The sequence below is a fragment of the Paraburkholderia aspalathi genome (assembly GCF_905220735.1).
Classification (GTDB): Bacteria; Pseudomonadota; Gammaproteobacteria; order Burkholderiales; family Burkholderiaceae; genus Paraburkholderia; species Paraburkholderia aspalathi.
On record NZ_CAJNBA010000004.1, the window covers coordinates 232,845 to 257,539 of the forward strand.

The 24,695-nt window shown below is 64.3% G+C and carries 19 protein-coding genes and 1 pseudogene; 10 read left to right on the forward strand and 10 right to left on the reverse strand.

Annotated elements, in window-relative coordinates; all coding sequences use genetic code 11:
* Nucleotides 1–383 precede the first annotated feature (383 nt).
* The 3 genes from KHO30_RS23825 (at nt 384) to KHO30_RS23835 (ending at nt 4,923) form a co-directional block, all read left to right on the forward strand.
* Nucleotides 384–1,481: an aromatic ring-hydroxylating dioxygenase subunit alpha gene (locus KHO30_RS23825; protein ID WP_211702540.1), complete on the forward strand. Its 1,098-nt coding sequence runs from the start codon at nt 384–386 to the stop codon at nt 1,479–1,481.
* An 89-nt stretch (nt 1,482–1,570) separates the two neighbouring features.
* The gene (gene menD / locus KHO30_RS23830; protein WP_211702541.1) at nt 1,571–3,562 is read left to right on the forward strand and encodes a 2-succinyl-5-enolpyruvyl-6-hydroxy-3-cyclohexene-1-carboxylic-acid synthase; all 1,992 of its coding nucleotides are present in this window, start codon (nt 1,571–1,573) and stop codon (nt 3,560–3,562) included.
* Nucleotides 3,562–4,923, forward strand: a complete 1,362-nt coding sequence (locus KHO30_RS23835; RefSeq protein WP_211702542.1) for a polysaccharide pyruvyl transferase family protein — start codon at nt 3,562–3,564, stop codon at nt 4,921–4,923. The genes menD and KHO30_RS23835 overlap by 1 nt, the downstream gene beginning before the upstream one ends.
* Nucleotides 4,924–4,940: 17 nt before the next feature.
* On the opposite strand, the gene KHO30_RS23840 is transcribed toward KHO30_RS23835, so the two are convergent.
* From KHO30_RS23840 to KHO30_RS23850, 3 genes are all read right to left on the reverse strand, one after another.
* Entirely contained in the window at nt 4,941–8,156 is a 3,216-nt protein-coding gene (locus KHO30_RS23840) for a hypothetical protein (RefSeq protein ID WP_211702543.1), read from the reverse strand.
* A gap of 169 nt (nt 8,157–8,325) precedes the next feature.
* Complete coding sequence (locus KHO30_RS23845; RefSeq protein WP_200618461.1) at nt 8,326–9,414, reverse strand: LLM class flavin-dependent oxidoreductase; 1,089 nt, start codon at nt 9,412–9,414, stop codon at nt 8,326–8,328.
* Nucleotides 9,415–9,429: 15 nt separating this feature from the next.
* Nucleotides 9,430–10,053 carry a DUF3455 domain-containing protein gene (locus KHO30_RS23850; protein WP_234486559.1) on the reverse strand — a complete coding sequence of 208 codons (624 nt, stop codon included), beginning with the start codon at nt 10,051–10,053 and terminating at the stop codon, nt 9,430–9,432.
* Between the two features lie 347 nt (nt 10,054–10,400).
* Here KHO30_RS23850 and KHO30_RS23855 point away from each other — a divergent pair, with 347 nt between their 5' ends.
* The 6 genes and pseudogenes from KHO30_RS23855 (at nt 10,401) to KHO30_RS23880 (ending at nt 15,670) form a co-directional block, all read left to right on the forward strand.
* A complete protein-coding gene (locus KHO30_RS23855) occupies nt 10,401–11,342 on the forward strand; it encodes a TylF/MycF/NovP-related O-methyltransferase (protein WP_211702544.1) in 942 nt (313 codons plus the stop codon).
* Complete coding sequence (locus tag KHO30_RS23860; RefSeq protein WP_093641282.1) at nt 11,336–12,493, forward strand: cupin-like domain-containing protein; 1,158 nt, start codon at nt 11,336–11,338, stop codon at nt 12,491–12,493. The genes KHO30_RS23855 and KHO30_RS23860 overlap by 7 nt, the downstream gene beginning before the upstream one ends.
* Complete coding sequence (locus tag KHO30_RS23865) at nt 12,490–12,897, forward strand: hypothetical protein (RefSeq protein ID WP_093641280.1); 408 nt, start codon at nt 12,490–12,492, stop codon at nt 12,895–12,897. Before KHO30_RS23860 ends, KHO30_RS23865 begins: the two co-directional genes overlap by 4 nt.
* A 406-nt stretch (nt 12,898–13,303) precedes the next feature.
* Nucleotides 13,304–13,867: pseudogene (locus KHO30_RS23870) on the forward strand (hypothetical protein); the annotation flags it as partial.
* Nucleotides 13,868–14,078: 211 nt separating this feature from the next.
* On the forward strand, nt 14,079–14,792 hold the full coding sequence (locus tag KHO30_RS23875) for an alanyl-tRNA editing protein (RefSeq protein ID WP_093641275.1): 714 nt from the start codon (nt 14,079–14,081) through the stop codon (nt 14,790–14,792).
* 23 nt (nt 14,793–14,815) lie between these two features.
* The gene (locus KHO30_RS23880) at nt 14,816–15,670 is read left to right on the forward strand and encodes an AraC family transcriptional regulator (protein ID WP_093641272.1); all 855 of its coding nucleotides are present in this window, start codon (nt 14,816–14,818) and stop codon (nt 15,668–15,670) included.
* A gap of 23 nt (nt 15,671–15,693) precedes the next feature.
* Here KHO30_RS23880 and KHO30_RS23885 read toward each other — a convergent pair whose 3' ends face one another.
* The 7 genes from KHO30_RS23885 to KHO30_RS23915 form a co-directional block, all read right to left on the reverse strand.
* Entirely contained in the window at nt 15,694–16,092 is a 399-nt protein-coding gene (locus tag KHO30_RS23885; protein WP_211702546.1) for a hypothetical protein, read from the reverse strand.
* Nucleotides 16,093–16,202: 110 nt separating this feature from the next.
* Entirely contained in the window at nt 16,203–16,883 is a 681-nt protein-coding gene (locus tag KHO30_RS23890) for an RraA family protein (RefSeq protein WP_211702547.1), read from the reverse strand.
* Nucleotides 16,880–17,920: an amidohydrolase family protein gene (locus KHO30_RS23895; RefSeq protein ID WP_154562493.1), complete on the reverse strand. Its 1,041-nt coding sequence runs from the start codon at nt 17,918–17,920 to the stop codon at nt 16,880–16,882. Before KHO30_RS23895 ends, KHO30_RS23890 begins: the two co-directional genes overlap by 4 nt.
* Before the next feature lie 79 nt (nt 17,921–17,999).
* Nucleotides 18,000–19,322, reverse strand: a complete 1,323-nt coding sequence (locus KHO30_RS23900) for an MFS transporter (RefSeq protein WP_211702548.1) — start codon at nt 19,320–19,322, stop codon at nt 18,000–18,002.
* A gap of 253 nt (nt 19,323–19,575) precedes the next feature.
* A complete protein-coding gene (locus KHO30_RS23905; RefSeq protein ID WP_200618450.1) occupies nt 19,576–20,475 on the reverse strand; it encodes a LysR family transcriptional regulator in 900 nt (299 codons plus the stop codon).
* A gap of 105 nt (nt 20,476–20,580) precedes the next feature.
* Entirely contained in the window at nt 20,581–22,053 is a 1,473-nt protein-coding gene (locus KHO30_RS23910; RefSeq protein ID WP_211702549.1) for an NAD-dependent succinate-semialdehyde dehydrogenase, read from the reverse strand.
* 272 nt (nt 22,054–22,325) lie between these two features.
* Nucleotides 22,326–23,342: a LacI family DNA-binding transcriptional regulator gene (locus tag KHO30_RS23915; protein WP_200618448.1), complete on the reverse strand. Its 1,017-nt coding sequence runs from the start codon at nt 23,340–23,342 to the stop codon at nt 22,326–22,328.
* A 205-nt stretch (nt 23,343–23,547) separates the two neighbouring features.
* On the opposite strand from KHO30_RS23915, the gene KHO30_RS23920 reads away from it, so the two are divergent.
* Nucleotides 23,548–24,687, forward strand: a complete 1,140-nt coding sequence (locus KHO30_RS23920; protein WP_211702550.1) for an ABC transporter ATP-binding protein — start codon at nt 23,548–23,550, stop codon at nt 24,685–24,687.
* Nucleotides 24,688–24,695 lie beyond the last annotated feature (8 nt).

Consider the following 24,695-nt stretch of genomic DNA (forward strand, 5'->3'; position numbering starts at 1 on the left):
ATTGAAATTGCATGAAAGATGGAGAATTTGTTTCGCATCGTTTCGATCCGGTCAATAACCAGACAGATCGCGGCTATTAGCCGGGAGATGCACTTCTAAACACGATTTCGGCAGCAATTACCGTCATGCATTCGGTAACGGGTAAAAGAGACCCGCATCGCCGGGAATCGCACGCGAAGCAAGGTTCGCAGTACCTTTCAGCGTTGCAAGCCGTATTTATTTTTGTTGAGAATCTGAAAAGCGCGTTTTAAGAAATGCGGCTTCGCATTTCCCTGAGCTTTGTTGAATCTGTGGGATGAGCGGCTATTTACACTCGCATGAGGTGGCCGCCAATGCGGCGCCGCGCATTTTTTTCTTGTGCCGATTCCATTGCGAGTGCGCTCATGTCCTTTCTGTTAAACGCGTGGTATGTCGCGGCTTTCGCCCACGAGGTCCGCGCCGACGTGCCGTTTTCGCGCACGCTGCTCGGGCGGCCTGTGGTGCTATATCGCGATGCGGAACAGCGCGCGATCGCGCTCGACGATCGCTGCGCGCATCGTTTCGCGCCGCTGTCGCAAGGCCGTATCGTCGACGGCGTGCTCGAATGTCCGTATCACGGTCTGCGCTTCAGTGCGAACGGACAGTGCGTGCACAATCCGCACGGCGACGGCCGGGTGCCGGCCGGCGCGAAGGTGCGTGCGTACCCTTCGCTCGAACGTTACGGCGCCATCTGGTTCTGGCCGGGCGACCCCGCGCGCGCGGATGCGGCCTTGCTGCCGTCGTTTCCGTTCGTCGATCCCGCCGCTAACGTCACACACGACGGTTACCTGCATACGCGCGCGCACTATCAGCTGAGCGCCGACAATCTGCTCGATCTGAGCCACTTCCAGTTTCTTCATCCCGATACGCTCGGCAGCGAGGCGATCGCGCGTGGCGACGTGCAGTCGGGCAGCCTCGACGACATTGTCTGGGTGCGCCGCAGCGCTTACGACGAAGCGTTGCAGCCGTTCGTCGCGCAAGGCTTCGGGATTCCGCCCGGTACGCGGGTGGATCGCTGGATGGACGTGCGCTGGACGCCACCTGGATTGCTCTCGATCGTGGTCGGCGTGACCGCGGCGGGCATGCCGCGCGAAGCGGGGCTGATCGCGCCGTCCGCGCATTGGCTGACGCCGGAGACCGAACGCACGACGCATTACTTCTTCGCGTTCGGTTTGCCGAAGGAGATGGGCGACGCGGCGCGCGGCCTGGTGCGCTATGCCGTCGAAGGACTGATGAAGCCGTTCGAGTGCGAGGACCTGCCGATGCTCGAAGCGCAACAGAAGAATCTCGGCGACCACGACTTCTGGGCGATGCAGCCGGCGCTGCTGCCGATCGACGCCGGCGCGATTCGCGCACGACGCGTGATGGAGCGGTTGATTGCGGCGGAGCAGGGGGCGGCGCCCACTCCCGTGAGCACGATTGCGATTACGCCGGTGGCGGGTACGTCGCAAGCGGTGGCTTGATGGGCGCCGTTCCTGAAGTTGCCTCGAGAGTTGGCCAATTTTTTAACGAAACCTCAGCGTCGGACGGTGGGCCGTTAAACGAAGCGGCTATGACGGTAAGCGCCTTGCGGTACGAAACCGCCGCGACGGGCAGTGAATCGTTTAGCGAAGCCTGTGCGGCAAGCGGCGAATCGCTCAACGCAGTGTGGGTGGAATGGATTGTCGAAACGCTGAGTGCTGCCGGCGTGCGTCACGCTGTCTTGTGTCCCGGTGGCCGCGCGAGCGCCATGTGCCTCGCGTTCGACGGACATCCGCACATTGCCGTCGAGATGGTCAGCACCGATGAGCGCAGCGGCGCCTTCGTCGCGCTCGGGATCGCGAAGGCAAGCGGCGAACCGGTCGCGATCGTCACGACGTCCGGCTCGGCGGTAGCGAATGTCTTGCCCGCGCTGACCGAAGCGGACGCTTCCGATGTGCCGCTCGTCGTACTGACGTGCGACCGGCCGCGTGCGCTGCGCGGCACCGGTTTTGGACAGATGGCGGATCATCTCGGTGCGACCCGCGCTTTCGTGCGCGCGCAGGCGGACCTGGAAGATCCTGAAGATGCAGTGCAGGCTCTGGAGCAAGCCCGTGATGCGCTCGCGGCAGCGCTTGTTGCGATGTCCAAGGGCGTGGCGGACGTCGATGACAGCTTGTCGCGCGCCGATGTGCATCCATCGTCACAGCGGCCGACGCGTGGTCCGGTGCATATCAATGTCCCGCTCGCGGGTGTTTACGATGCGGTTGAGACGCAGCCGGTTTCGTTCGAAACGGTCCGCGCGGCACGGACTCCGGTGGCTTTGCACGATCATGCCGCGTCCCCCGTATCCGAAGCGTCGCCCGCGCGTATCGTCGAACGCGTCATGGCGCGCGTGCTTGCGAAGCGCGGTAGCGTTCCGCTCAGTAACGGCCTCAACGGGTTGATCGTGGTCGGCCCTGAACCGGGCGTGCCACTCGAAGCGATTTTCGCGCTGGCCGCGGCGAGTGGCTTTCCCGTGCTAGCCGACGCGGGCAGTGGGCTGCGATCGGGGCCGTCGGCGTTGACGCCGCAAGCGGCCGCGCGCGGCGCGGCGGGCGCATTGATCGTCAACGCATTCGATGTATTCGGCGGTGCCGCACGGCTCGCATCGGCGCGCGCGGAACTGATCGTGCGCTTCGGCCTCGCGCCGGTTATGCCGGTGCTGCACGCGTACCTCGAAGCACACGCCGACGTGCCGACGATCAAGATCGCGCCTTGCCGTGTGGCGCATGACTATCTGCATCCGGCTCTGGATCCACGCGACGTGCTGGTTGCGCCGTCATCGGCGATGCTGCAAGAGATTGCCGCAGCGCTGGCCGAAGCAGTGCAGCGGCGTACACATGCCGACGCCAGTCCCAACGCACCCACGCCGCCTCGCCCGACCGTCGCCTTTTCCTGGCGCGACCGCTGGGCAAGCGTTGCCGGTTACGGCGCACGCGAGCGGCGCGCTTGCGTCGCATCGCTCGCCTGGGGCGAAGTGTCGGCGGTTCATTGCGTGCTGGCGGCGCCCGGCTTTGCCTTCGTTCATCTCGGCAATTCCATGTCGATGCGTCACGCCGATATCGGCTACGACGTACGCGCCGCGCGCCAGGACATCTATGTGAATCGCGGCGTGAGCGGCATCGACGGCACGATGGCGACGTTCATCGGCGAAGCGCTCGCGCGCCGCGATGCGGGTCTGCTGCTGCTCGGCGATCAGGCGTTGATCCACGACCTTTCTTCACTGGCGAGCGCGCAACGTGTGTGTACGCCAGCCTGCATCTGTGTGGTCGACAACGGCGGCGGCGCGATCTTCGACTTTTTGCCGATCGCCCGCGCACCGGCCTATCGGCGCACGATCCGCAATCCCTACAAGTTCGATATCGGCGCGCTCGCGCAGGCGTTCGGGCTCGCGCATCGCCGTGTCGAGACGCGCGACGCGTTGGACGAGGCGCTCGCCGAAGCACGCGATCACGCCGGCGTGACGATCATTGAAGTGGCGGTCGAACCGTATTCCGGCGCGCTGCAAATGCAGCAACTCGCGCAAGCTTTGGGAGCGACGTGATGGATTGGGACATTGTCGAGAGCCCGTTGCAGCGTTCGCTAGCCGCGTTGAGTCGCTATGCAAGCGCACCCGCGCCGGACGAGGTCTTTCTCGACGATATGCAGCAACGCATCAACGCGGCACGGCGCGCGCCCGGCCGCAGCGATCCAGGCGCGAATCGTGACGCGCCGCGCGTATTGCTGCTCGGCTATAGCGGCGCGGGCAACACCGGCGCCGATCTGCGCACGATCGAGACGATCGCCCAGTTGCGCCGCCTGCTCGCGCCGCGCGAGCCGCGTATCACGCTGTTTGCGCTCGGAGACTGCTTCGATCATCCGCTGCTTGCCGGCACGCCGCGGCTCACGCCTTCGCTGCCTTATCTGCCCGATGCGCTCGACGCCGCCGTGCGCGACGCCGATCTCGTGCTGAACGTGGAAGGCTCGACCTATACGTCGAAGTTTTCCGACTCGTTGGCGGGCGTGCTGATCGGCGGGATTGCGCTTGCGCATGCGCATCGGCGGCCGGCGATTGCATACGGTGTCGATAGCGGCACGATGAGCACTGCGCTCACGCGCTTTGTCGAACGCAATGCGCAAGCCGGCGAAGTCATTTGCCGCAATGACGCTGCGCGTGTACAACTTGCTTCGCTCGGCGTTAGCGCACAAGTGGGCGCCGATACCGCTTGGACTTATCGGGCGCCCGCTGACGCAAGCAACGCGGCGCTCAGTTCACGGCGCGTCGCGCTATGCCCGAACAATCCGTTCTGGTGGCCAGTGCATGCCGACGCCGCGCGGGCGCGTGAACTCGACGCACGCGGCGAGGCATCATCGCTGCGCTATGGTCCTTTGCATTTTCACAGTTGGAACACGGCGCGCGCCGAGGCCTATCACGCCTATCTCGATCGCTTCGCGCAGATCGCTGTCGGCTTGAGGGAGCAGGGTTACACGCCGGTGCTGGTGGGCATGGAGCAACTCGATAGCGGCGCCTGCGCCGATCTGGCGGCCCGTGTGCCATTCCCAATCGACATCGTCGCGCGCGGCCCGCATACGCTCGACGAAGTGGCCGCCACGGTCGCGCATGCAGCATGCGTGGTGACAACGCGCTATCACGCGGCAGTACTCGCGATCTCGCATGGCGTGCCGGTGTTCGGGCTCTCGATGGACACGCGCATCGAACGTCTCCTGAGCGAGGTGGGTTGCGAGTCATGGAGCGCGGCATGCGACGGCGACGACGGCGCACACGGCGCGCTCGCAGCCATCGCATCGCTGCAGAACGACGGTGTGCGCGGCGCATTGATTGCCGCATACGACGACTATGCGCGCTTGCAACGCGCCCGTTTCGACGCGATGGGTGAGCGGGTGCGCGCCGTGCTCGAAGGCTAGGCGCGCTCAGTTCACGGTCAAGGCACCGACAACGAACTGAGTTCCCGCTGCGCGCTGACCTGCTTGACCGCCTGCGCCGTGCCGACATACGAGAGCCCCGACGTGCGCGACGCCGAATTCGACTCGTAGCTGTACAGCACATGATTCGTCCAGCTTGTCGGCGATTCGAGCAAGCGCGCGATTTCGCCGCGAATCCGCAGCATTTCCCTCTGCTCGTCCTGGGTCGGCGTGCGTCCGCCTTGCTCGAACATCCGCAGCGTGCCGCGATACGCGTTGATTTCGGCAGCCGCTTCCGGCACGATGCGCTGCCGCTCGCCATAGTATTGATTGCCGCGCGTCGCGTTGAGCTTGACCTTGGTCTGGTACGTGTTCAATGCGTTCTGGCCGCCGTTTACCGAATGCGCCCATGCGTCGTTGCGGCTGTCGATGTATTGCAGGTAATTGCCGACGCTGGTGAATTCGGTGTCGCGATAGGTGCGCTCGGGCACGATGTCGCCGCTCTCTTCATAGAGCCGCAGCGTCGAACCGGTGCCCGTTTGCAGCAAGGTCGTGCCGAAGCCGACCAGCGGTGCGCTCGAAAACGACAGTGAATTGAATGGCCCGGCGTTGCCGATCGGCACGGGCGGCGGGCTCGATACCAGCGTGGCGCTGCCATTGACTGCGAACCGATGACCGCTGCTCGATTTGTCGACATTGCGCGCGCCGCTCTGATCGGTCGAGTGAGCCTTGCTCGAACTGAACACGGCCTCGCCCGTTACGAGCGGCCCGAACTTGACGTTGGCCGGGGTCACATAACGCGCGCCGCCCGTCACCGCGAGCGAGCCGTAATTCGAACGGCTCTTGTTGTCGACCCAGCCGATCGACACATCCGGATCGGCAAAGAACCTGTCCGCCATGCCATTCCACATTTCGTCCTTTGTGCGCGGCAGTTGTCCGCCGGGACCGGAGCCGCCGAGCGTGCGCACCACGTCGGTCATCTTGCCGCGCCAGGCCTCAGGGTCGTTGTTGCCGGTCTGGTCGAACGGCGTGCGGATTACCACGCCGCGCGGATTGCTGGTGTCGCGGCCGCCAATCACGGACCCGTAGCCGCTCGCCATCGCCTTGCCGCCAGCGAGTGACCAGCCAATGAAGCCGCCGACGCCCAGGTGCGCGGACTTGCGGTTGTCGGTGCCGATAAACATTTCGCCGTGATGCGAGGTGGAGCCGACTTCGAGCAGCGCGTGACGGCCTTTCAGATAGCGCACGTCCGGCGCCACCGAGGCGCTCGGCGCGCCGACGAGGCCGAGCGCGGTTGCGATGTTCTCGGAGATGTTCGCGTCGAGCCCGTAGACGCCGCCGCTCGACATCTGCACGCTCCACGTCTTCGGCACGTTTTCGACCAGATGGCATAACGAATCGATGTTGCCTTGCGGCGTGGCCGGCGTCGCCACCGGATCCTGACGGATCGCCTGCATGCGGTCGAGATTCTGGCCAAGCGTGCGGTTGGTCGCGCCGATCGGCGCATTCATATCCGCGCCCGACTCGGTTGCCCAGGCGCGCAGCGTCTCGGCGTTCATCTTCGGCAGATCGCGGAACGCCGGGCTGTTGCGCACCGTGTCCTTATCGACGTTCAGCGCGCCAGCAACGTCGCGCGCAATCTGATTGCGTTGCAGACGGCCGAATTTCGTGTCGTCGCGCAACCAGCCCTTGGCGCCGATGTTCCCCTTCCAGTTGCGTAGCGCGGCGGCGCGCACAGCGGCGTTCATCGTCGCGTTGTCCGGCGCCTGGCCGCGCTGCCGGTGCGGCGCGTTCACCACCTGCGTGTTTAGCGCGTCGACCACCGTGTCGATGGATTGCAGTGTGCTGAAGTCCTTGTCCGGATGATCCATCAGACCGCCGGCGGTGCCCATGCCGAGCGCCGAGATCGGGTCCTTCTCGTGGCCGAAGCTTTGCTTGACGCCGCTGCGAAATCGCTGCGCCGTGCGATTCATCCACGAGCCGGTGCGTGCCGACGTCGCGTTGCGCTGCGCATGCTTGACCACCGAGTACATACGATTCTGCACCTGGCCGACATCAGCTTCGGCGATGCCGTTGCGATGCGCGAGGTACGCCGAACGAAGATGCGTTTGCGGTTGCGCGCGCGGACTCTCGAGCAATGCGTTGCCGCACAGCATCGCCTTGGCGGTCTGCGTATGCGGCGTCAGCGCGAGGCTGATCGCGGCCTGCTGCTGGCTTTGCGCGACCTGGGTGTTGGCGTCGCGTTCGGCGGCCGGCAGCATAGCGTTGGCCGATTCCGCGAGTTCGGGCAGCGTGCCGGGTTTTTCCATGCCGTTCGGCCATGCCGACAACAGCGTGTCGGCGGCGCGCCAGGTTTGCCAGTCGGCTTCCGCGTGAACCTTGCGGTCACGGTCGGTCGGCGCCTGGATGTTGCCGCCCATCGGCGGCGCCGCTTCGACGTTGCGCAGCGCGTGAAACGCGGCTCGCGAGCGCGCCATCGCGCAGCGTGTCGCGAACGCGTCGCGCGTCTGCTGCGGAGTGGGATTCTGGATCGTGCCTTGCAGCACGCCGAGCACGTCGCTTGCGCGTTGCACGTTGCCGCCAGTCGCTTCGGCGAGCGCGTGACCGAGATAGCGCGACTTCGCGAGCGGCGGGTCGCCGCGCTGACCTTGCGGAATCGCGTCGCGGATATTGGCCAGCAGCGTGTCGCGCTCGGTTGCGAACTGCGTACCCGCTTCAGCCGGAAAGCTCTCGGCAAGATGCGCGTCGGCCCTGGCCGGGTCGCGCAGTTCGGTGCTTGCTTGCGACAAGGCTCGCTCGTTCTTGCCGACCGCAGTCTTCACGTTGGTGTTGTTGTGCGAATTGACGCCAAGCGGTGTGCTCGCGTTGGCCTTCGGCGTGTGCATCTGCCCAGGGCTCGGCTGGATATCCGGCGCGGGCCGCGATGCGCGCACGGTGGTCCGTGCGTGGAACGGCGTGAAGGTGCTGTTCGCACCGCTGCCGGTCAGGTCGTTGAGGGGCGAGCCTTGCGGCATCGGGTCGCTATGCGTCTGCCCTGGTCCAAGCGGCGTCTGCACTGGCGCGCTGGGCAGATGGTTGCGCAATGCGCGCAGCTTGTCGAGCGGGCCGCCAACCACTCTCGTTTCAGGCAGCGGTACATTGTTCTGCGGCTGATTCGCCTGCGGGGCCGCAGGCTGCTGCTGTTGCTGAACGGGCGGTGCGCCGCGTGAGAAAGGGTTGCGAATCCCGAATGGCACGAGCGGTCTCCCATGTGAGGACGGTCGCGTCGGCAACTCGCCGACGATGACGAATTTTCATCGCCACGTCACATTGCAGTGCTGGAAGTCCGAAGTGAGGGCCGAGGATGCGAACGTGGCAGATGCAAACGTCGTGCGCAGGAACGCGTGTCATGCGCGCTGAATGCGTTCACCACGCCAAGGTGGATTCCCATTGCGGGCGCGATGCCGGCGCTTGCTGGGTGGTCGCTGCAAGCGCACCGTTCGCGAATGCGGGCATCACGTCGCGTGCGAACCGGCGCATCGACTCCATCGCCATCTCATGCGGCATCGAACCAAACCAGAAGCTCGCGCTGAAATAATCGCAGCCGAGGCCGGCTTGAATCCGGCGCAATTGGTGAATACATTCGTCGGCGGTGCCGATCACGAGGAAATCGTTGCGTAGCGCGTCGTCGGACGGTTCGTCGGGTAGCGGTTGGTCCGGCACGACGCCGTCCACCACGTCGCCCATGTCGTGACGCAGGCGCAGCGTCGCGCGTCCGTTCCAGCGCGCATGTTCGACAGCCTCGCGGGCCTGAGCTTCGTTTTGCGCGACGAACACCGGCCGCTGCGTGCCGATGCGTACAGTCGAGAGTGCAGGGGCGAGGTCCGGATAATGGCGCCGTACGTCGGTCAGCTTCGAAATGGGTTCGAGCACGCCGGTGAAGAGATTTGCGCGCCGTCGCACCGCCTGTTCGACCGACGCTCGCCGGCTCGAATTGACGACGAGCCATACCGGCATCGCGCGTTGCAGCGGTTGCGGGACGAGGCCGGTGCGGGGAATGTTGAAGTACTCGCCCTGGTGCGAGAACACGGGTTCGCGTAGTGCTTGCAAGAGCACGTCGATCGCTTCGTCGTCGCGGGCGGAGGTGGCGCCTTTGACAAGCTGGAAGCGCTCGTACTGATAGCGTTGATAGCCGCTGCCAAGCCCGGCTTCGACACGTCCGCCGCTCAACACATCGAGCGTGGCGAGTTCTTCCGCAATCACGAGCGGATGATGCAGCGGCACCGGCACGATCGCCGGACCGAGGCGCAGATGGTGGGTGCGTGCGGCGATATGGGACAGCAGCATCAGCGGCCGTGACGAGTGCGAGTAGTTCGTGAAGTGATGTTCGGCGAGCCACAGGTGGCTGAAGCCGAGCGTATCGGCGGCTTCGGCCATCGCGATCGCGCGCTGGTAGAGCTCGGCTGCCGGCTTCGGCTCCGGGGCAGGCAACGTCATGAACAAACCGAATTGCATCGTCGACTCCTCGGGTTACTGCGTGGCCTGATTCGCCGACAAGGCGACCGGCGCGCGGCCTTTAGCGCGGTAGAACATATAGGTCGCGCCGTACGGCACGAGCAGATGCGCGCCCTCGAGTTCGCACGACGGTTGCGGCGGCACACCGCCCGTGGTGTCGATGCGCTGGATCGAGCTGACGTCGGCGAAACGGCCCTCGCCCGGGCGCGGGGCCGCGACGAAGCGGGCCGTGTAGCGCGCCCAGGTCAGCGCATTGGCGCCCACCTGGCTTTCGGCGGCGACGTTGCCGATCACGTAGCTGCCGTCGTAGGAGAGAAAGTAGCGGCCCGGCGCGACGGTGCCGACGCTTTGGCCGGCGGCGTCGACGAGGGTTGCTTCGGAACCCAAAGGATCCCAGAGCAGCTGCGTGCCGTCACGGGCGACGCCAGGGATCGTGTCAGGCAGCGCGACTGGGCCCGCCTTGATGCGGCGGCATATGTAGGTTTCGTCGCCATGGGTGGTCATGACTTCCTGGAGCACCTCGTCCTGGTTGGCTCGCAAGGCCACGGGCAAGGACTCGTCTGCCGTCGGCGGGGGCGGTTTAGGCGGCGTCGCGCAGCCGGCGAGTGCGAGCAGGCAGCCGGCCACGAGGCAGGTCATCGACGGGCGCAGCAACTGCGCGGGGCGGGGCGGAAAACCAGTCATTGGCGGAAGGGGAAGGCGGCGATGCTGCCATCACACCTGATCCGGCATGCCGCTGCGTGGCTCGACACGAAAGACTGCATTGAAAACCGCACGCAGTGGGTGGGACACGCATGCTGGCCGGCGCGCCCAGGCGCCAACCCTCCGCGGTTCGCATGAGCATGCATCCGTTCGTGATTCAGCTGAACGGGGGGCCGTGTCGGCCGATACTGGTTCGGGCTTGCCGCCGCGCCGCGCCTTGCGTATGGCGGCTTTCTCGCACACGTCTCGTCCGCTAACGGCCCGAGCGCCCACCCGAACCCGCGATGGAATTGAATCCTTCGAGTCCTTCTTCCGCTTCTTTGTCCGGCCCTGAGCCGCAGCTATCCATGCTGGTCGCCGACGACGAGCGCGCCTATGCGTATCTGGCGATGATCCGCCGCTACATTGGCGGCGCGGCCGACATTCACGACCTCGCGCAAGCCGCCGCGGCCCAAACTGCGCCAATCACCGCCGACGATTGCGTCGAACGGCTCGCCGATGCGGACCGTGTGTTTGCCGAATGGCTCGCGCCACTGCATCGCACGGCGGCTGAGGTTGCCGGGATCGAGCCGGCGCGCATGGCGGATGCGCTCAACCACATGCACCACGAGTCGCGTCGTTTGACGATGTGCGACGACGTGCTACTCGATAACGTCGTCGAGTTGGCGCGCCTCGTGATCGACGAGCGCGTGCCGGGCGACTTCATCGAAACCGGCGTATGGCGCGGCGGCGTGACGATTCTGATGCGCGCCGCGCTGACCGCGTTCGGCGGCTTTGGTCGCAACGTCTGGGTGGCCGATTCCTTCGCGGGTTTGCCCGCGCCGAACCCTGCCACCGATTTGCGCGATGCCATCTGGCATCACCTGATGCGCGCGGTCGGCCTGCTGCGCAGCGATCTGGCGACCGTGCGCGAAGCTTTCGCGCGCGCGGGCCTGCTCGATCGCCGCGTGCGTTTTCTGCCGGGCTGGTTCGCCGATACGTTGCCGGACGCGCCGATCGAGCGCCTCGCGTTGATGCGTCTCGATGGCGACTGGTACGACTCGACCCGTGACGCACTCGAGGCCTTGTATCCGCGCCTGTCACCGGGTGGCTTCGTGATCGTCGACGACTATGGCCTGCCGACTGGCTGCGCACGCGCCGTTGACGAATACCGCGCCGTGCATCGCATCGACGCGCCGCTTACGCGTGTGAACACGCAAGCGGTCTACTGGCGCAAGCCATGGTGAGCATGACGGCGCATGTCGAACTCAGCGCGGTTCTGGAAGCGCGGCTTAGCGCACATTACGTGGCGCCGCCACAAGCGGTGGCCGTCGATCTGATCGTCAGCGATTGCGCGGATGCCAGCCGCCGTTTCACGTTTGGTCCGCGGATCGAGTCGACGTCGATCCCACCCGACGACGTGCACCGCGCCGCAGCCCGCATCACGCTGAGCCGCGCGTTGTTGAGCGCGATGCTCGACGATCCCACCGGCTTCGATCCGCGCAGTGCGGCGGCAATGGCGTTCGGCGGCGTGCGAATCGACGGCGCTGAGCGGCTCGCCGCTTACTGGTTGCAACTGCTCAAGCGACCCTCGGCGGCGGCCCGCATGGCGCTGGAGCGAGCCCGGCGGCGCGCACCCGCAGCGCTGGCGACCGTGCCGGCGCTGCAGGCCAGCGGCTGCGGCGATCAGGACCTGCACGCGGCACTCGCAGACACGCTCGATGCCTCCGTCCCGCTGGTGTTGCGCGGCATGGTGAGCTGGCCCGAAGTCGCCTGGACACTCGATGATTGGCGTACTCACGAGGGCGCTACTGTACTGCGCGCGAATCCGTCGAGCGGCCTTCCGCAAACCGTTGCCGACTTTATCGATGGATTCGCCGTACAGCCTCTCGCCAGCGCAGGCGCCGCCACCTACACGGAAGGCTGCCTCCTGCCGCCCGCATGGGAAGCGCGTTTTTCACTGCCGATGCTTCCGGCGCGCATGTTCGGCGCAGGGCAACTCTGGTTCGGGCGGGCCAGCGCCGCCGCACTTGTCACGCGTTTGCACTGCGATCTGGCGAATTCGTTTCTTGCACAGATTCACGGCCGCAAGCGGGTGCGGCTCTATGCGCCTGCTCAGGAAGGCGCCGTCTACGCGCTCGACGCATTCAACACGTATCGTCCTTGCCGCGTCGACGTAGCGGCTCCGGACCTGACACGCTTTCCGCGCTTTGCCGATGCGTCCAGCGTGGACGTCATGCTCGAACCGGGCGATCTGCTGGTGATTCCAACCGGTTGGTTTCACTGCGTCTGGGCGCTGGATCATGTGCTGTCGATCAGTCGTTTTGCTGACGACGAAAGTGCGTCGACGCTGCTCGACGGCAGGCTTTTACAACCGAATATAACGAGGACCGGATGATCGGCGTACCCCGAAGCGATTCGCCTTGCACCTCCTTTCTGCCATTCGTACGCGGCATGGCCGTGACAGCGCTGATTGCGTCGGCCACAGCGCTAAGCCCGTTATCCGCGCATGCACAGGCTTCGTCGGCAATGACGCAGGTCTGCACGACGCGTGCGAACAACGCGAAGCTGATCGCACAGGACCGCGATGCTGGCGTCAGCAAGGAAGACGAGTTGCGCAAGGCGCAGCATGTAGCGGCGGCAATGCCGATTGAACGACAGTTGTACGCGCAGGCGGAATTGACGACCTTTATCGACCGTCTGTACGGACAGTACGCCAAAACACCGCCGCAGCAGGCCTACGATAAGTACCTGGCTTACTGCGAAGAGCAGGCCGCGCGCGGCGCTGCGCAGGTCCAATGATGTGCCGTGCCGGATGCCACGCATTCCCCCTCACACAGACATGGCTTCGCATTTTCGGCCCGCTTTTCGCATGGGCCGAAACCGGCCCAGTTGGCCCAATTAGCATTAGACGACCCCGGACCGCCGCTGTGTTTCGTTTCACATCCGCATGACCGATGGCGGTCTATCTTCCCTTGCAGAGGATCCCATGACCGCTATCGCCAACGACGCCGTCTCCAGTTTTGCCACACCCAGCCTCGACTCGTCGTTCTCTTCAGAAGATCAGTCCATCCAGCAGCTGGAGCAGCAAGTCGATGCGATGATCAACCAGGTGTTGCAGCAAAGTTCGTCGTCGGTGGGACAGAACGCGATGGCGCAGAACGCGTCGGGCACGCTCGCGAGTTACATGAACCAGAACGGCATCAAGTCGCTCGATCCGAATCAGCTTTATCAACTGGCCAACAATCCGCCTGCCGGCACGCCGCCCGATGTGTCCGCCGCGGCGTCGTACATGCTGCAAAATCCGGACGTCTATAAGCAGATCGAGACGCACGACGTGTCAGGTGCTGACGGTATTTCCGGCGTGGGCAACTTCGAGTGGGCCGCGCAAGGCGGCCTCGACAGCGAGCCGTCGCCGAGCACGACCGATACGCTCGATTCGACCTCGACCCAAGGCGCCATGATGGATGCGCAAAGCGCGTCCGGCGCGCTGGCGAGCTACATGAGCCAGAACGGCATCTCGTCGCTCGATCCCGATCAGCTCTACAAGCTCGCCAACAATCCGCCTGCCGGCACGCCGTCCGACGTGTCCGCCGCAGCGTCGTACATGCTGCAGAACCCGGACGTCTATAAGCAGATCGAGACGCACGACGTGTCCGGTGCGGACGGCGTTTCCGGCGTGAGCAACTTCCAGTGGGCCGCGCAAGGCGGCCTCGACCAGACGGTTTCCGGCAACGGTTCGTTCAATCTGCCTAACCTGAACACGGATCTGGCGCTCAATTCGCCCAGTCTGAACCTTCAGCAGACGCTGTCCGTCTGATCGCCCAAGCGCGTGGCGGCTTACCGGCCGCCTTCCGCCTGATCCGCAAAAGACGGGCGGCCATGGTCCAGCTCCAACCGCAGAGAGCATTTTTGACCAAGACGACCTCCTATGAGACTGAGTATCCTAGGCGTAATCAGTCATTTCATGCGGGGAATTCAAGGTGGCGCACTATCTTTGCCATGAGCAGCCGGACCTACTCGAGTTTGAGACGAGCGTGATCGCCTCGCGGCCCGGCGCCGTCGTGCTGGGCCGCACGGCCTTGCACCCGGGCGGCGGAGGCCAGGTGTCGGACGCCGCAACCCTGACCCACGCGCACGGTGCCGTCCGCATTACCGGCGTCGCGCCGGAAGGCGGCATGCTCTGGCATCTGCTTGACGAGCCGCTCGAACTGAACGGCGAGGTCCACGTTGCCGTCGACGCGGCCCGGCGTTCCACCGTCGCCCAGCTTCATACGGCCACGCATATTCTCAACGCCCTCGTGTATCAACGCTTCGCCGGCGCACTCGTGACCGGCGCGCAGATCAATGCCGACGGCACCGCCCGCATGGATTTCGATCTGCCCGAGGCGGATAACGACGCATTGCGCCTGCTCGAGGAGCCCGCCAACGAGGTGATCCGCAGCGCCATGGACGTTCGGACCTACTACGTCAGCGCAGCGGAGGCAAAATCGACGCAGGGCCTGATCCGCAGTCTTTCAGTGGCGCCGCCGCCGACCTCCGACGGCACGGTGCGGATCGTCGAAATCGGCGACCTGGACCGGCAGGCTTGCGGCGGCACGCATCTGACCAACACGGCGCAATCGAAACCGATCCGCATCGTGAAGATAGAAAACAAGGGGCGCCGCAATCGCCGGGTCAGAATAGAGCTGGTTTGAAGGGCATCCCGGGAGAGCGAGCCATGGACACATCGGATAAAAGCGAGCCGGAAGTGGTGTGCTGGCGAGACGGCGCGCTCGACGGCGCCTGTCTCGCGAGTGCCCGCTACGGCGAGCACAAATTCGACCGGCATCTGCACGACGAACTCGTCATTGTCATGACGCAGTCCGGTGCGGGGCAGTGTCATACGCGCACCGGCAGCGAAGTCGCCGGACCCGGCAGCGTGCTCGTGTTCGGACCGGGCGAATATCACAGCGGCGAGGTGTGGGAAGGCCGCGAATGGAATTACCGCGCCATTTATCTCGACATGGATGGCTTGGGCGCGCTGGGTGCTGTGTTTTCGCCCGACTCGCGTCCCGACAAACCGCTTCTGATCCCGCCGGGGCTCTATCAGGATGCGCATCTGGCCGGCCTGCTGGTCAAAGCGCATGCGAGTCTCGACCAGCACGGCTCGGTCTCGCTGATGGAGCGGCAGGCGAATTGGTGGGCAGCGATGGGAATGCTGGTCGGACGATATGGGCAATCGCGTCACGAGCTTGGTGAAGCGCGGCGCGAAGCCCACAAGATGGCGCAGGTGCGGGAGTACGTCGCTGCCAACTATGCGCGCGACATTCCGGTCGACGAATTGGCGGAGCTTGTGGGGTTGAGCCGCTATTACCTCACCCGTGCCTTCTGCAAAGAGTTTGGCCTGCCACCGCACGCCTATGCGACGCAGGTGCGGCTACTCGCGGCCAAACGCATGCTCGCGGCGGGGCATAGCGCGGCGAGCGCTGCCGCGGCCGTCGGCTTTTACGATCAGAGCCATCTCAACCGGCTTTTCAAGCGGGCCTATGGGATCACACCGGGAACGTATGCGGCGCTGAAGCCTGGGCATTAAGTCCGCGCGTTGCACCTCTAACGTTACTCGGGAAGCGGAACGTCCTCGATCAGCACCGACTGCACAGCGCGAATCCTGCGATCGACGAAGTAGCCACCGCCTTCCGTGTAGCGCAGATAAAGGCGGTCGCATAACGCGCACTGCCAGACGGCACAGCGGTTGTACGGGAAGTAACGTGGTGCGATGGGGGCGTCGGCCGACCAGTAGGTCGTTTTTCCCGGCAGGTATTCGCTGAACGTCGGTTCCGGATCGTCCTCCGGTGCAAGCGTGCCGATTTCCTTGAACTGCGTTTCGTCGAGAGAAAGCGGCTGCGAGTGCCAGCCGTCCAGCGGCGTTTTTGTGCACATGCAGGGCGCGTCAGGGCGCTCTTCCGCACGTTGCGCGAGTTCAAGAAGCATTGCAGCGTTCAGATATTCCGCCATGAGGCACATGATTCCAGCAGGGTTGGGACGATGTCAGCTGGTTCGCCGCGACTCAAGCTACGCGGCAGGAACCAGTCAGCATCATGCACGCTCTGGCGTCGTGCGTGAAGTCAGCCGTTCATCATCCGATCGCGATGCGGCATGACCCACGAACGGTCGAAACAGCCATTAGCGATCGACTTCAACGCCGCCGTTTCTTTCGCATGCTGCCGCCGTGCGCCTTCGATTACCGCTTCCACGTCAGCCGGCGAGATCGCGAGCAAGCCGTCTTCATCGCCGACGATGATGTCCCCAGGATGAACCACCATCCCGCCGACCGTGACCGGCACGTTGATCTCGCCAGGACCGTTCTTGTAAGGCCCACGATGCGTCACGCCGCGCGCGTACACCGGGAAATCGCGCTGACGTAGCGCGCCGACATCGCGGATCGCACCGTCGATCACGAGGCCCTGCACGCCCAGACTCTCCGCGAAGCTGGCCATGATCTCACCCATCAGCGCTTGCGTCAGTTCGCCGGCGCCGTCGATCACGAGCACGTCGCCCGGCCGGCAAAAGTCGAACGCGCGATGGATCGCGAGGTTGTCGCCGGGGCGGGTGTGGACCGTAACCGCGGTGCCGGCCATCGGCTTGGGCTGATGATACGGCCGCAAGCCGACCATGCCGCTCGCGCGCGCCATGTTGTCGCTGAGCAGCGAAACCGCCAGTTCACGCAATGCGTCGAGCGTTGCCGGGTTGGCCTGAGGCGCGGACTCGTGTTCGCGCCAGCCGATGGGATTCGTAGTGACAGTCATATCGTTGCCCCTTGCGTGGCGAATTGCTGCTCGAGTTGGTGGGACAGCCGCGGGTACACCGCGCGGGCGTTGTCTTCGTAGATGCGCTGACGGTCCGCGGCGCTGAGCCATTCGATGGCGTCGATATAGCGCCGCGTGTCGTCGTAGTAGTGGCCGGTTTCCGGATCGATACCCTGAACCGCACCGATGGTTTCCGAGGCGAACAGGATGTTCTCAACCGGAATGACCTTGGCGAGCAGTTCAGCGCCGGGCTGGTGATACACGCAGGTATCGAAGAACACGTTCTTCATCAGGTACTCGCTGAGCAGCGGCCGCTTCATGTCCTGCGCGAGCCCGCGATAGCGGCCCCAGTGATAGGGCACCGCGCCGCCGCCGTGCGGAATGATGAAGCGCAAGGTCGGGAAGTCGGCGAACAGATCGCCCTGCAGCAACTGCATGAACGCCGACGTGTCGCCGTTGATGTAATGCGCGCCCGTCGCATGAAAATTCGGATTGCACGACGAGGACACGTGAATCATTGCCGGCACGTCGAGGTCCACCATCGCTTCATAGAGCGGATACCACGAGCGGTCCGTAATCGGCAGCCCCGACCAATGGCCGCCGGACGGATCCGGATTCAGATTGCAGCCGATAAACCCCAGCTCTTCCACGCAACGCCGCAGTTCGGCGATGCAATTGGCCGGCGCCACGCCCGGCGCTTGCGGTAACTGGCACACGCCGACGAAGTTGCGCGGAAACAGCGAAACCACGCGATGGATGAGGTCGTTGGATTCGCTCGACCACACTGCATTGGCTTCGGCCGTGGCAAGGTGATGCCCCATGCCGGCGGCGCGTGGCGAAAAGATCGTGAGGTCGGTGCCGCGTTCGCGCTGGATGCGAATCTGGCCGGTTTCGATGCTCTCGCGAATTTCGTCGTCGGTAATGAGGGGCCGTGGCGGCGGCGAGCCGCCGTTTTTCAGCGCGGCGATCTGCTGCGCGCGCCAAGCCTCGTGCTGCGGCGGCGAGGTGGTGTAGTGACCGTGGCAATCGATGATCATGGTGTGAAAAATCCGTGAGTGTCGTTGTGAATGCTTATCTGTCCGCGCTAAGCGTTCGCTGTTTCGTCGGTCAGGGCGCTCAGGTGCGCGGGGCAGGGTCGCCGGTCGCGAGCGAGGCGGTTTCATCTTCAGACGGCGTGACGCGCATCACGAGTGCGATGATCGTCGCGACCACCAGAAACGCTGCGATCGTCAGCAAGGCCAGTTTGAAGTTGCCGGTGGCGTTGCGCACCAGCCCGATGCTCCAGGGACCGACCAGACCGCCGAACTGCGCGATGGTGTTGATCAGCGCAATCGTCGCGGCGCCCGCGGCGCCCGTTCTGAACGAGGACGCGAGGCTCCAGAACAGCGGGTTGCCCGCATAGATGAACAAACCGGTCAGGCACAGCAGCGCGTAGGCGATCACAGGGTTCGGCGCATACGCACTGCCGGCAATCGCCAATGCGCTCATGCCGTACACGAAGGCGAGGTGCTTCTTGCGGTCGCCCGTGCGGTCGGAACTGCGGCTGATCAGGAACGTGCCCAATACGCCAAGCAGCGGCGGCGCGGCGGACAGAAAGCCGACCTCGATATTGCTCAGATGGCCGAGGCTTTTAACGATCTGCGGCAGCCACAGGAATAGGCCATAAATGCCGACCAGCGCGCAGCCAAACAGACACGCGAGGCTCCACACGCGAATGTCGCTCGCCACGCGCAGCAGCGGAAAATGTTTGGTGCCACCAACGGCTTCGCGTTCGGCTGCGAGCGTCGATTCCAGCCAACGCTTTTCGTCATCGGAGAGCCATTTGGCGTCGGCCGGACGTTCGGTCATGATGCGCAGCGTCAGCAGACCGAGCGCCATCGCCGGGATGCCTTCGAGGATGAACATCCATTGCCATCCCTGCAAACCGAGAATGCCGTTCGCGTAGGTCATCAACGTCGTGGAGATCGGACCGCCCAGCACCGCCGAAAACGAACCCGCGATGATGTAGCCGCCCACCGCGCGTGCCCGGTAGCGCACCGGAAACCATTTCGTCAGATAGACGGCCACGCCCGGCAAGAAGCCCGCTTCCATCACGCCCAGCAGAAAGCGCAGCACATAGAAGCTCGAGTCGTTGAAGACGAAGGCGGTGGCTGCGGCAACCGCGCCCCACGTCAGCAGAATGCGCGCGATCCAGCGGCGCGCGCCGACCCGATGCAGCAACAGGTTGCTCGGCACTTCCAGCAACATGTAGCCGACGAAGAAGATGCTGCCGGCGAAACCGAACACCGCCGGACTGAAGCCCAACTGCTTGTTCATGTCCAGCGCGGCGAATCCGATATTGATCCGGTCCAGATAGTTGAAGAACATCATCGCAAAGAGCAGGGGCATTAATCGCCCGTACACTTTGCGCATGGTGGTGGCTTCGTCGAATGAGGTCATGCTGTCTCCTACCTTGCTGCGACGGCTTCATGAGCCGTGGCGGCGTTCTTATGGTCGGCCTGCCGGATCGAACGCCGGCAGTGTCCCGGTGGCCGCGTATTTGACGGCCGGGCTTCAGGGGTTACCGTCCGTGCCTGCAGGCGCTGATGCTGATGCGCTCATGAACGGACAGCGGCTGAAGCATGAGGCCCATGATAAGAACGCCCGGACGGAGAGTCCAAGACCGCTTGCTTATGCTTGTATAGGTTTTTACTTATAGTGTGGCGTCAGCAAGCGGCGCGGGGAGACAGGCAAGGAAGGCGCGCAGATGCGGTGAGGCGTCGTCGGTGCGAAAGGTGGCTGCGAGCGTCGATCGGTATGATGAACCGGGACCGCTGAGGTGCCGGTACACGACGTCCGTGCGTCCATGGCGCGCAACCGATTCGCCTATGAACGTCACGCCCAGGCCCGCTGCTACGAGTGCAATCGCGGTCTGAATTTCATAGGCCTGGTGAGCGACGACCGGGGTTACGCCGGCATCGCGATAGAGCGTCTGCACGGAACGTTTGAACTGTGCGTTCTGGTGCTTCGGATACAGAATCAAGGGTGTATCGGCGAGCTCGGCAATTCGCACGGTCTTGTGCGCGGCGAGCGGATGACCCGGTTCGAGCGCGACCATGACGCGCTCGCGTAGCAAGGGATAGGACGTGCAGCCATCAATCGCGAGCGGCTGCCGCCCGATGCCGATGTGAATGCGCATGTCGCGCAACGCATCGGTTTGCTCCTCAGTGAGCAACTCGAAGAGCTTGAGTTCGACCTGCGGGAACGCGTTGTGAAACGCCTTGAGCGCGGGCGGCAGGATGCTGTACATCGCCGAGCGCGTGAAGCCGATGCTGAGCCAGCCGCGCCGGCCGACGCCGATTTCTTGCGCTGTAAGCGACACCTGTTCCAGCGAACCGAGTATCTGACGCGCCTCCGTGCAGAGGTAGTGGCCGGCTTCGGTCAGACTCAGCGGGCGTCTTGCCCGATCGACCAACTGCGTGCCGAGCCGCTCTTCAAGCGAACGGATCTGCTGACTGAGCGCGGGTTGCGCGATGTGCAAGCGCTCGGCGGCGCGGCTGAAATTGAGCTCCTCCGCCAGAATCACGAAGCACTGCAACGCCCTAAGATTCATATCCGTGTTTCCTGATCTTCAGTAGGAAGAGGATAACGGGTTATGCGGTGGACGGTGCAATGCTGGTGCGCTGGGGGAGGTTCTGGCGCCGCGGCGGCTCCTTCCTTAATCCAATCCGCCCTGGCACAGGTACTTGATCGACATGTAATCGTCGAGCCCGTACTTCGAGCCTTCGCGGCCATAGCCCGATTCTTTCACCCCGCCGAACGGCGCCGCTTCGCTCGACACGGCGCCTTCGTTGATGCCGATCACGCCCGCTTCGAGCTGGGCTGCGACGCGATTGATACGTCGCACGTCCTGCGTGTAGAAGTAGGCGGCGAGGCCGAACGGCGTGTCATTGGAAAGGCGGATCGCTTCGGCTTCGTCATCGAAACGGAACAGCGGCGCCACCGGCCCGAAGGTTTCTTCGCAACAGACGATCATGTCGTCCCGTGCATCGGTCAGCACGGTCGGCGCATAGTAGTTCGGGCCGAGTTCGGTCAGGCGCTTGCCGCCTGTCAGCACTTTTGCGCCGTGTTTGACGGCATCTTCCACGTGCAGGGCAATCTTGTCGATTGCGCGTTCGTTGATCATCGGGCCGATTTGCGCGTCCGGATCGGTTGCGGGCGCAACCTTCAGCGCGGCGACCCGTTTCGCGAGCAGATCGGCGAAACGTGCGTAGACACCCGATTGCACATAAACCCGGTTCGGGCACACGCAAGTCTGACCGCCATTGCGGAACTTGGAGGCCATCAGGCCAGTGACCGCCGCGTCGAGATCGGCGTCGTCGAATACGATAAAGGGCGCATTGCCGCCCAATTCCAGCGACAGTTTCTTCAGCGTGCCAGCCGATTCGCGGGCGAGATGCTTGCCGACCGGCGTCGAGCCCGTGAACGTGATCTTGCGTACGCGTCCGTCGGCGAGCCAGTCAGCGACCGCCGCAATGCCCTGGTCACGCGAAGCCGACAGCATGTTCAGCACGCCGTCCGGCAAGCCCGCTTCCTGGGCGAGCGCCGCCAGCGCGAGTGCCGTGAGCGGCGTATCTTCGGCGGGCTTGGCCACGACCGTGCATCCGGCTGCGAGCGCGGGCGCGATCTTGCGCGCAATCATCGCCAGCGGGAAATTCCACGGCGTGATCGCCGCGACCACGCCGACCGGTTCCTTCACCGCGCTCATGCGTTTGCCGCGCTGTTGCTGCGGGATCAGATCGCCGTAGATGCGTGTCGCCTCGTCGGCGAACCACGCGACGTACGAGGCGCCGTAGGCGACTTCGCCGCGGCTTTCCGCGAGCGGCTTGCCTTGTTCCGTCGACATCAGCTTGGCGAGGTCTTCGGTATTGGCGACGATCAGCGCATGCCAGCGACGCAGAATCTCCGCGCGTTCGCGCGGCAGCTTGTCGCGCCACGCGGGGAACGCGCGGGCCGCGGCGTCGGTGGCTGCGCGGGCGTCCGCTGCACCGCTGTTCGCGACTTCGACGATCAATTCGCCGGTGGCCGGGTTGGTGACGGGAAAGCGCGCCGAGTCTGCGGCGTCGATCCACTTGCCGTCGATCAGGTTCTGCGGGCGAATCAGTTCTTTGCGGGTCAATGCGAGTGACATCGGGGTTGCTCCTTCGGGTTGCCCTGGATGAGGCGAGGGCGAGTCATCGATGCGGCGGCGCGGCCGCGCACTTAAGATAGATTGCGGGCGACTAACACGTTGATGCTACGCGTACGCCGCAGTCAATGAAATCATCCCAGCGGGCCTTTGACGGTGCGCGCCGCTTTTTTTTCACGCCGCCACAGCATTTTCTGCTGAATGTGCGGTGAAGCGGCAGGCCGGGAGGGGGGGCGGCTGTGTTGCGCGGTCTGCGGTACGCGCTAGCTCGCGCCTCAACGTACCCGCCGCGGCCCCGTCGAAGCGCGTACGACGAGTTGCGGCGGTGGCGCGAGCACCATCGACGGTTGCTGTTCAGGCGTCTGGATCAGCCGGATCAGACTCTCGATCGACAACTCCGCAACGGCCGCCGTCTGGATCGCGACCGTCGTCAACGCAGGATGCACCTGGTGTGCGAGTTGAATGTCCGTAATGCCGATGACCGAGACGTCGTTCGGCACGGCGCGGCCAAGTGTGATCAATGCCTGGGCCGCGCCGATCGCCAGCAGATCGTTGGTCGCGAAAATCGCGGTGAGGTGAGGGCGGCTCGCCATCAACTGCATGCAGGCGGCGTAGCCGGCGTCGATCGAGTCGCGGATCTGCAGCACCGCGGCGGCGTCTGTTTCGATTCCGGCTTCGCGCATCACCGCGCGAAATCCGTTGGAGCGCGCGTCTTGCAAGCCGCCGCACCCGTCGCCGATCAGAAGACCGATCTCGCGGTGACCGAGTTCGAGCAGATGCCTCGCTGCAAGCGCACCCGCATGAGCAAAATCCACGGCGATGCAGGGCAGTGCGGGCGGCGCCTCAGGGTGTTCCCACATCGCCAGCAGGATCGGCGCGCTGTGCGTGGCCGACGCACACAAGTCGTTGATCGCGATGTCCGTGTTCATCACGAGGACGCCGTCCGCGAGCGTGCCAGCGATCTGGTTCAGATACGCGCGGCCGATCTCCGCATCGTCGTCAGTATTGCAAACCATCAGGAAGTACCCGGCTTTGCGTGCCGCCCGTTCGGCGGCCGAGACGAACTCGGGGTAGAACGGGTTCGAGATGTTCGACAGCATCAGGGCCAAGGTCGACGAGCGGCCCTCCGCCAGCGCGCGTGCGTTCAGGTTGGGCCGGTAGCCGAGATCGGCGATGGCCTTCAACACGCGTTCGGCCGTCTCCGGGCGGACCTTCTCGCGGTTGCGCAGGACATTGGAAACGGTGGCGGCGGTGACGTGCGCGCGCTTTGCGACTTCGGAAAGGGTGACCATTTACTATTTATCCCATATTCAGGGAGCGCGATTCAAATGTTGCAAGCAACGGGCGACGTTGATAAGTTGCTGGAAAACACAGCGGAGACACTCATCATGACTTTTCCCCTCGGACTCGAATTTAAGCGATTAAATGCCTGCTGCACAAGAGCTGGCCGTTTATTTTTCCTAGAAATTTAAGCGGTTAAATCCAAAGGGCAACAACATGGCTACGATTCGTCTTACGAACGTGCAAAAGTCGTACGGTGACCATCCGCCGGTGATCCGGCGTGTAAATCTCGAGATAGCCCAGCATGAGTTCTGCGTGTTTCTCGGACCCTCGGGTTGCGGCAAGTCGACCCTGCTGAGAATGATCGCCGGTCTCGAAGACCTGAGCGAAGGCGAGCTGCACATCGGCGGCCGCCTCATGAACGATGTGCCCGCCGCCGGGCGCGGCGTGGCGATGGTGTTCCAGAGCTACGCGCTGTTTCCGCACATGACCGTGTTCGACAACATGGCGTTCGGCCTGAAACTCGCGAAGCAGCCCAAGGACGTGATCGACCGGAAGGTGCGCGAGGCCGCGCGCATTCTGCAACTGGACGCCTTCCTTGACCGTTATCCGAAAGCGCTTTCGGGCGGGCAGCGGCAGCGTGTTGCGATCGGCCGCGCGATCGTCCGTGAACCCGGTGTGTTCCTGTTCGACGAACCACTGTCGAATCTCGACGCCGCATTGCGCGGCCAGACGCGTGTCGAAATCGCCCGCCTGCACCAGCGCTTCGCGAACGCGAGCGTGGTCTACGTGACCCACGATCAGGTCGAGGCGATGACGCTTGCCGACAGAATCGTGTTGCTGCATGCAGGCGCGGACGCCGAGCGTTTCGGCAGCATCGCGCAGAGCGGCGCGCCGCTCGAGTTGTATCACCATCCGAAGTCGCGCTTTGTGGCGGGCTTCATCGGTTCGCCGCGCATGAATTTCATCGATGCCGTGGTCGATTCGATCGACGCAGGCAAGGTGATCGTCACGCTGACGGAAAGCGGCGAACGGCTGGTCGCTCATGTGGATGGCCAACGTCTTCAGCGCGGGCAGTCCGTCACGCTCGGCGTGCGCCCGGAACATCTGCACCTCTCCGGCGACGAGCAATCCATTCAATGCGTCACGGTGCTATCGGAACGGCTCGGCGAGCACAGCTATATTCACGCCGATCACGCGGGCGGCACGCTCATCGCCAAGGCCGCGGGCGATACACAGATCGGCTCGGGCGAGCGCATCTGCATTCACGTTCCGCCTGCCGCATGTCATCTGTTCGATGCGGACGGCGTTGCACTGCGGCGCAGCACGTTCGAGCCCGAGCGGGTCGCCGCCTGATCGGAAAA

Coding starts and splice junctions, on each gene's coding strand:
- KHO30_RS23910 (WP_211702549.1), bottom strand. CDS start 22,053: ATGTCACTCGCATTGACCCGCAAAGAACTGATTCGCCCGCAGAACCTG.
- KHO30_RS23880 (WP_093641272.1), top strand. CDS start 14,816: ATGGACACATCGGATAAAAGCGAGCCGGAAGTGGTGTGCTGGCGAGAC.
- KHO30_RS23905 (WP_200618450.1), bottom strand. CDS start 20,475: ATGAATCTTAGGGCGTTGCAGTGCTTCGTGATTCTGGCGGAGGAGCTC.
- menD (WP_211702541.1), top strand. CDS start 1,571: ATGACGGTAAGCGCCTTGCGGTACGAAACCGCCGCGACGGGCAGTGAA.
- KHO30_RS23865 (WP_093641280.1), top strand. CDS start 12,490: ATGATCGGCGTACCCCGAAGCGATTCGCCTTGCACCTCCTTTCTGCCA.
- KHO30_RS23855 (WP_211702544.1), top strand. CDS start 10,401: ATGGAATTGAATCCTTCGAGTCCTTCTTCCGCTTCTTTGTCCGGCCCT.
- KHO30_RS23850 (WP_234486559.1), bottom strand. CDS start 10,053: ATGACCTGCCTCGTGGCCGGCTGCCTGCTCGCACTCGCCGGCTGCGCG.
- KHO30_RS23825 (WP_211702540.1), top strand. CDS start 384: ATGTCCTTTCTGTTAAACGCGTGGTATGTCGCGGCTTTCGCCCACGAG.
- KHO30_RS23845 (WP_200618461.1), bottom strand. CDS start 9,414: ATGCAATTCGGTTTGTTCATGACGTTGCCTGCCCCGGAGCCGAAGCCG.
- KHO30_RS23860 (WP_093641282.1), top strand. CDS start 11,336: ATGGTGAGCATGACGGCGCATGTCGAACTCAGCGCGGTTCTGGAAGCG.
- KHO30_RS23915 (WP_200618448.1), bottom strand. CDS start 23,342: ATGGTCACCCTTTCCGAAGTCGCAAAGCGCGCGCACGTCACCGCCGCC.
- KHO30_RS23885 (WP_211702546.1), bottom strand. CDS start 16,092: ATGGCGGAATATCTGAACGCTGCAATGCTTCTTGAACTCGCGCAACGT.
- KHO30_RS23890 (WP_211702547.1), bottom strand. CDS start 16,883: ATGACTGTCACTACGAATCCCATCGGCTGGCGCGAACACGAGTCCGCG.
- KHO30_RS23920 (WP_211702550.1), top strand. CDS start 23,548: ATGGCTACGATTCGTCTTACGAACGTGCAAAAGTCGTACGGTGACCAT.
- KHO30_RS23900 (WP_211702548.1), bottom strand. CDS start 19,322: ATGACCTCATTCGACGAAGCCACCACCATGCGCAAAGTGTACGGGCGA.
- KHO30_RS23895 (WP_154562493.1), bottom strand. CDS start 17,920: ATGATCATCGATTGCCACGGTCACTACACCACCTCGCCGCCGCAGCAC.
- KHO30_RS23835 (WP_211702542.1), top strand. CDS start 3,562: ATGGATTGGGACATTGTCGAGAGCCCGTTGCAGCGTTCGCTAGCCGCG.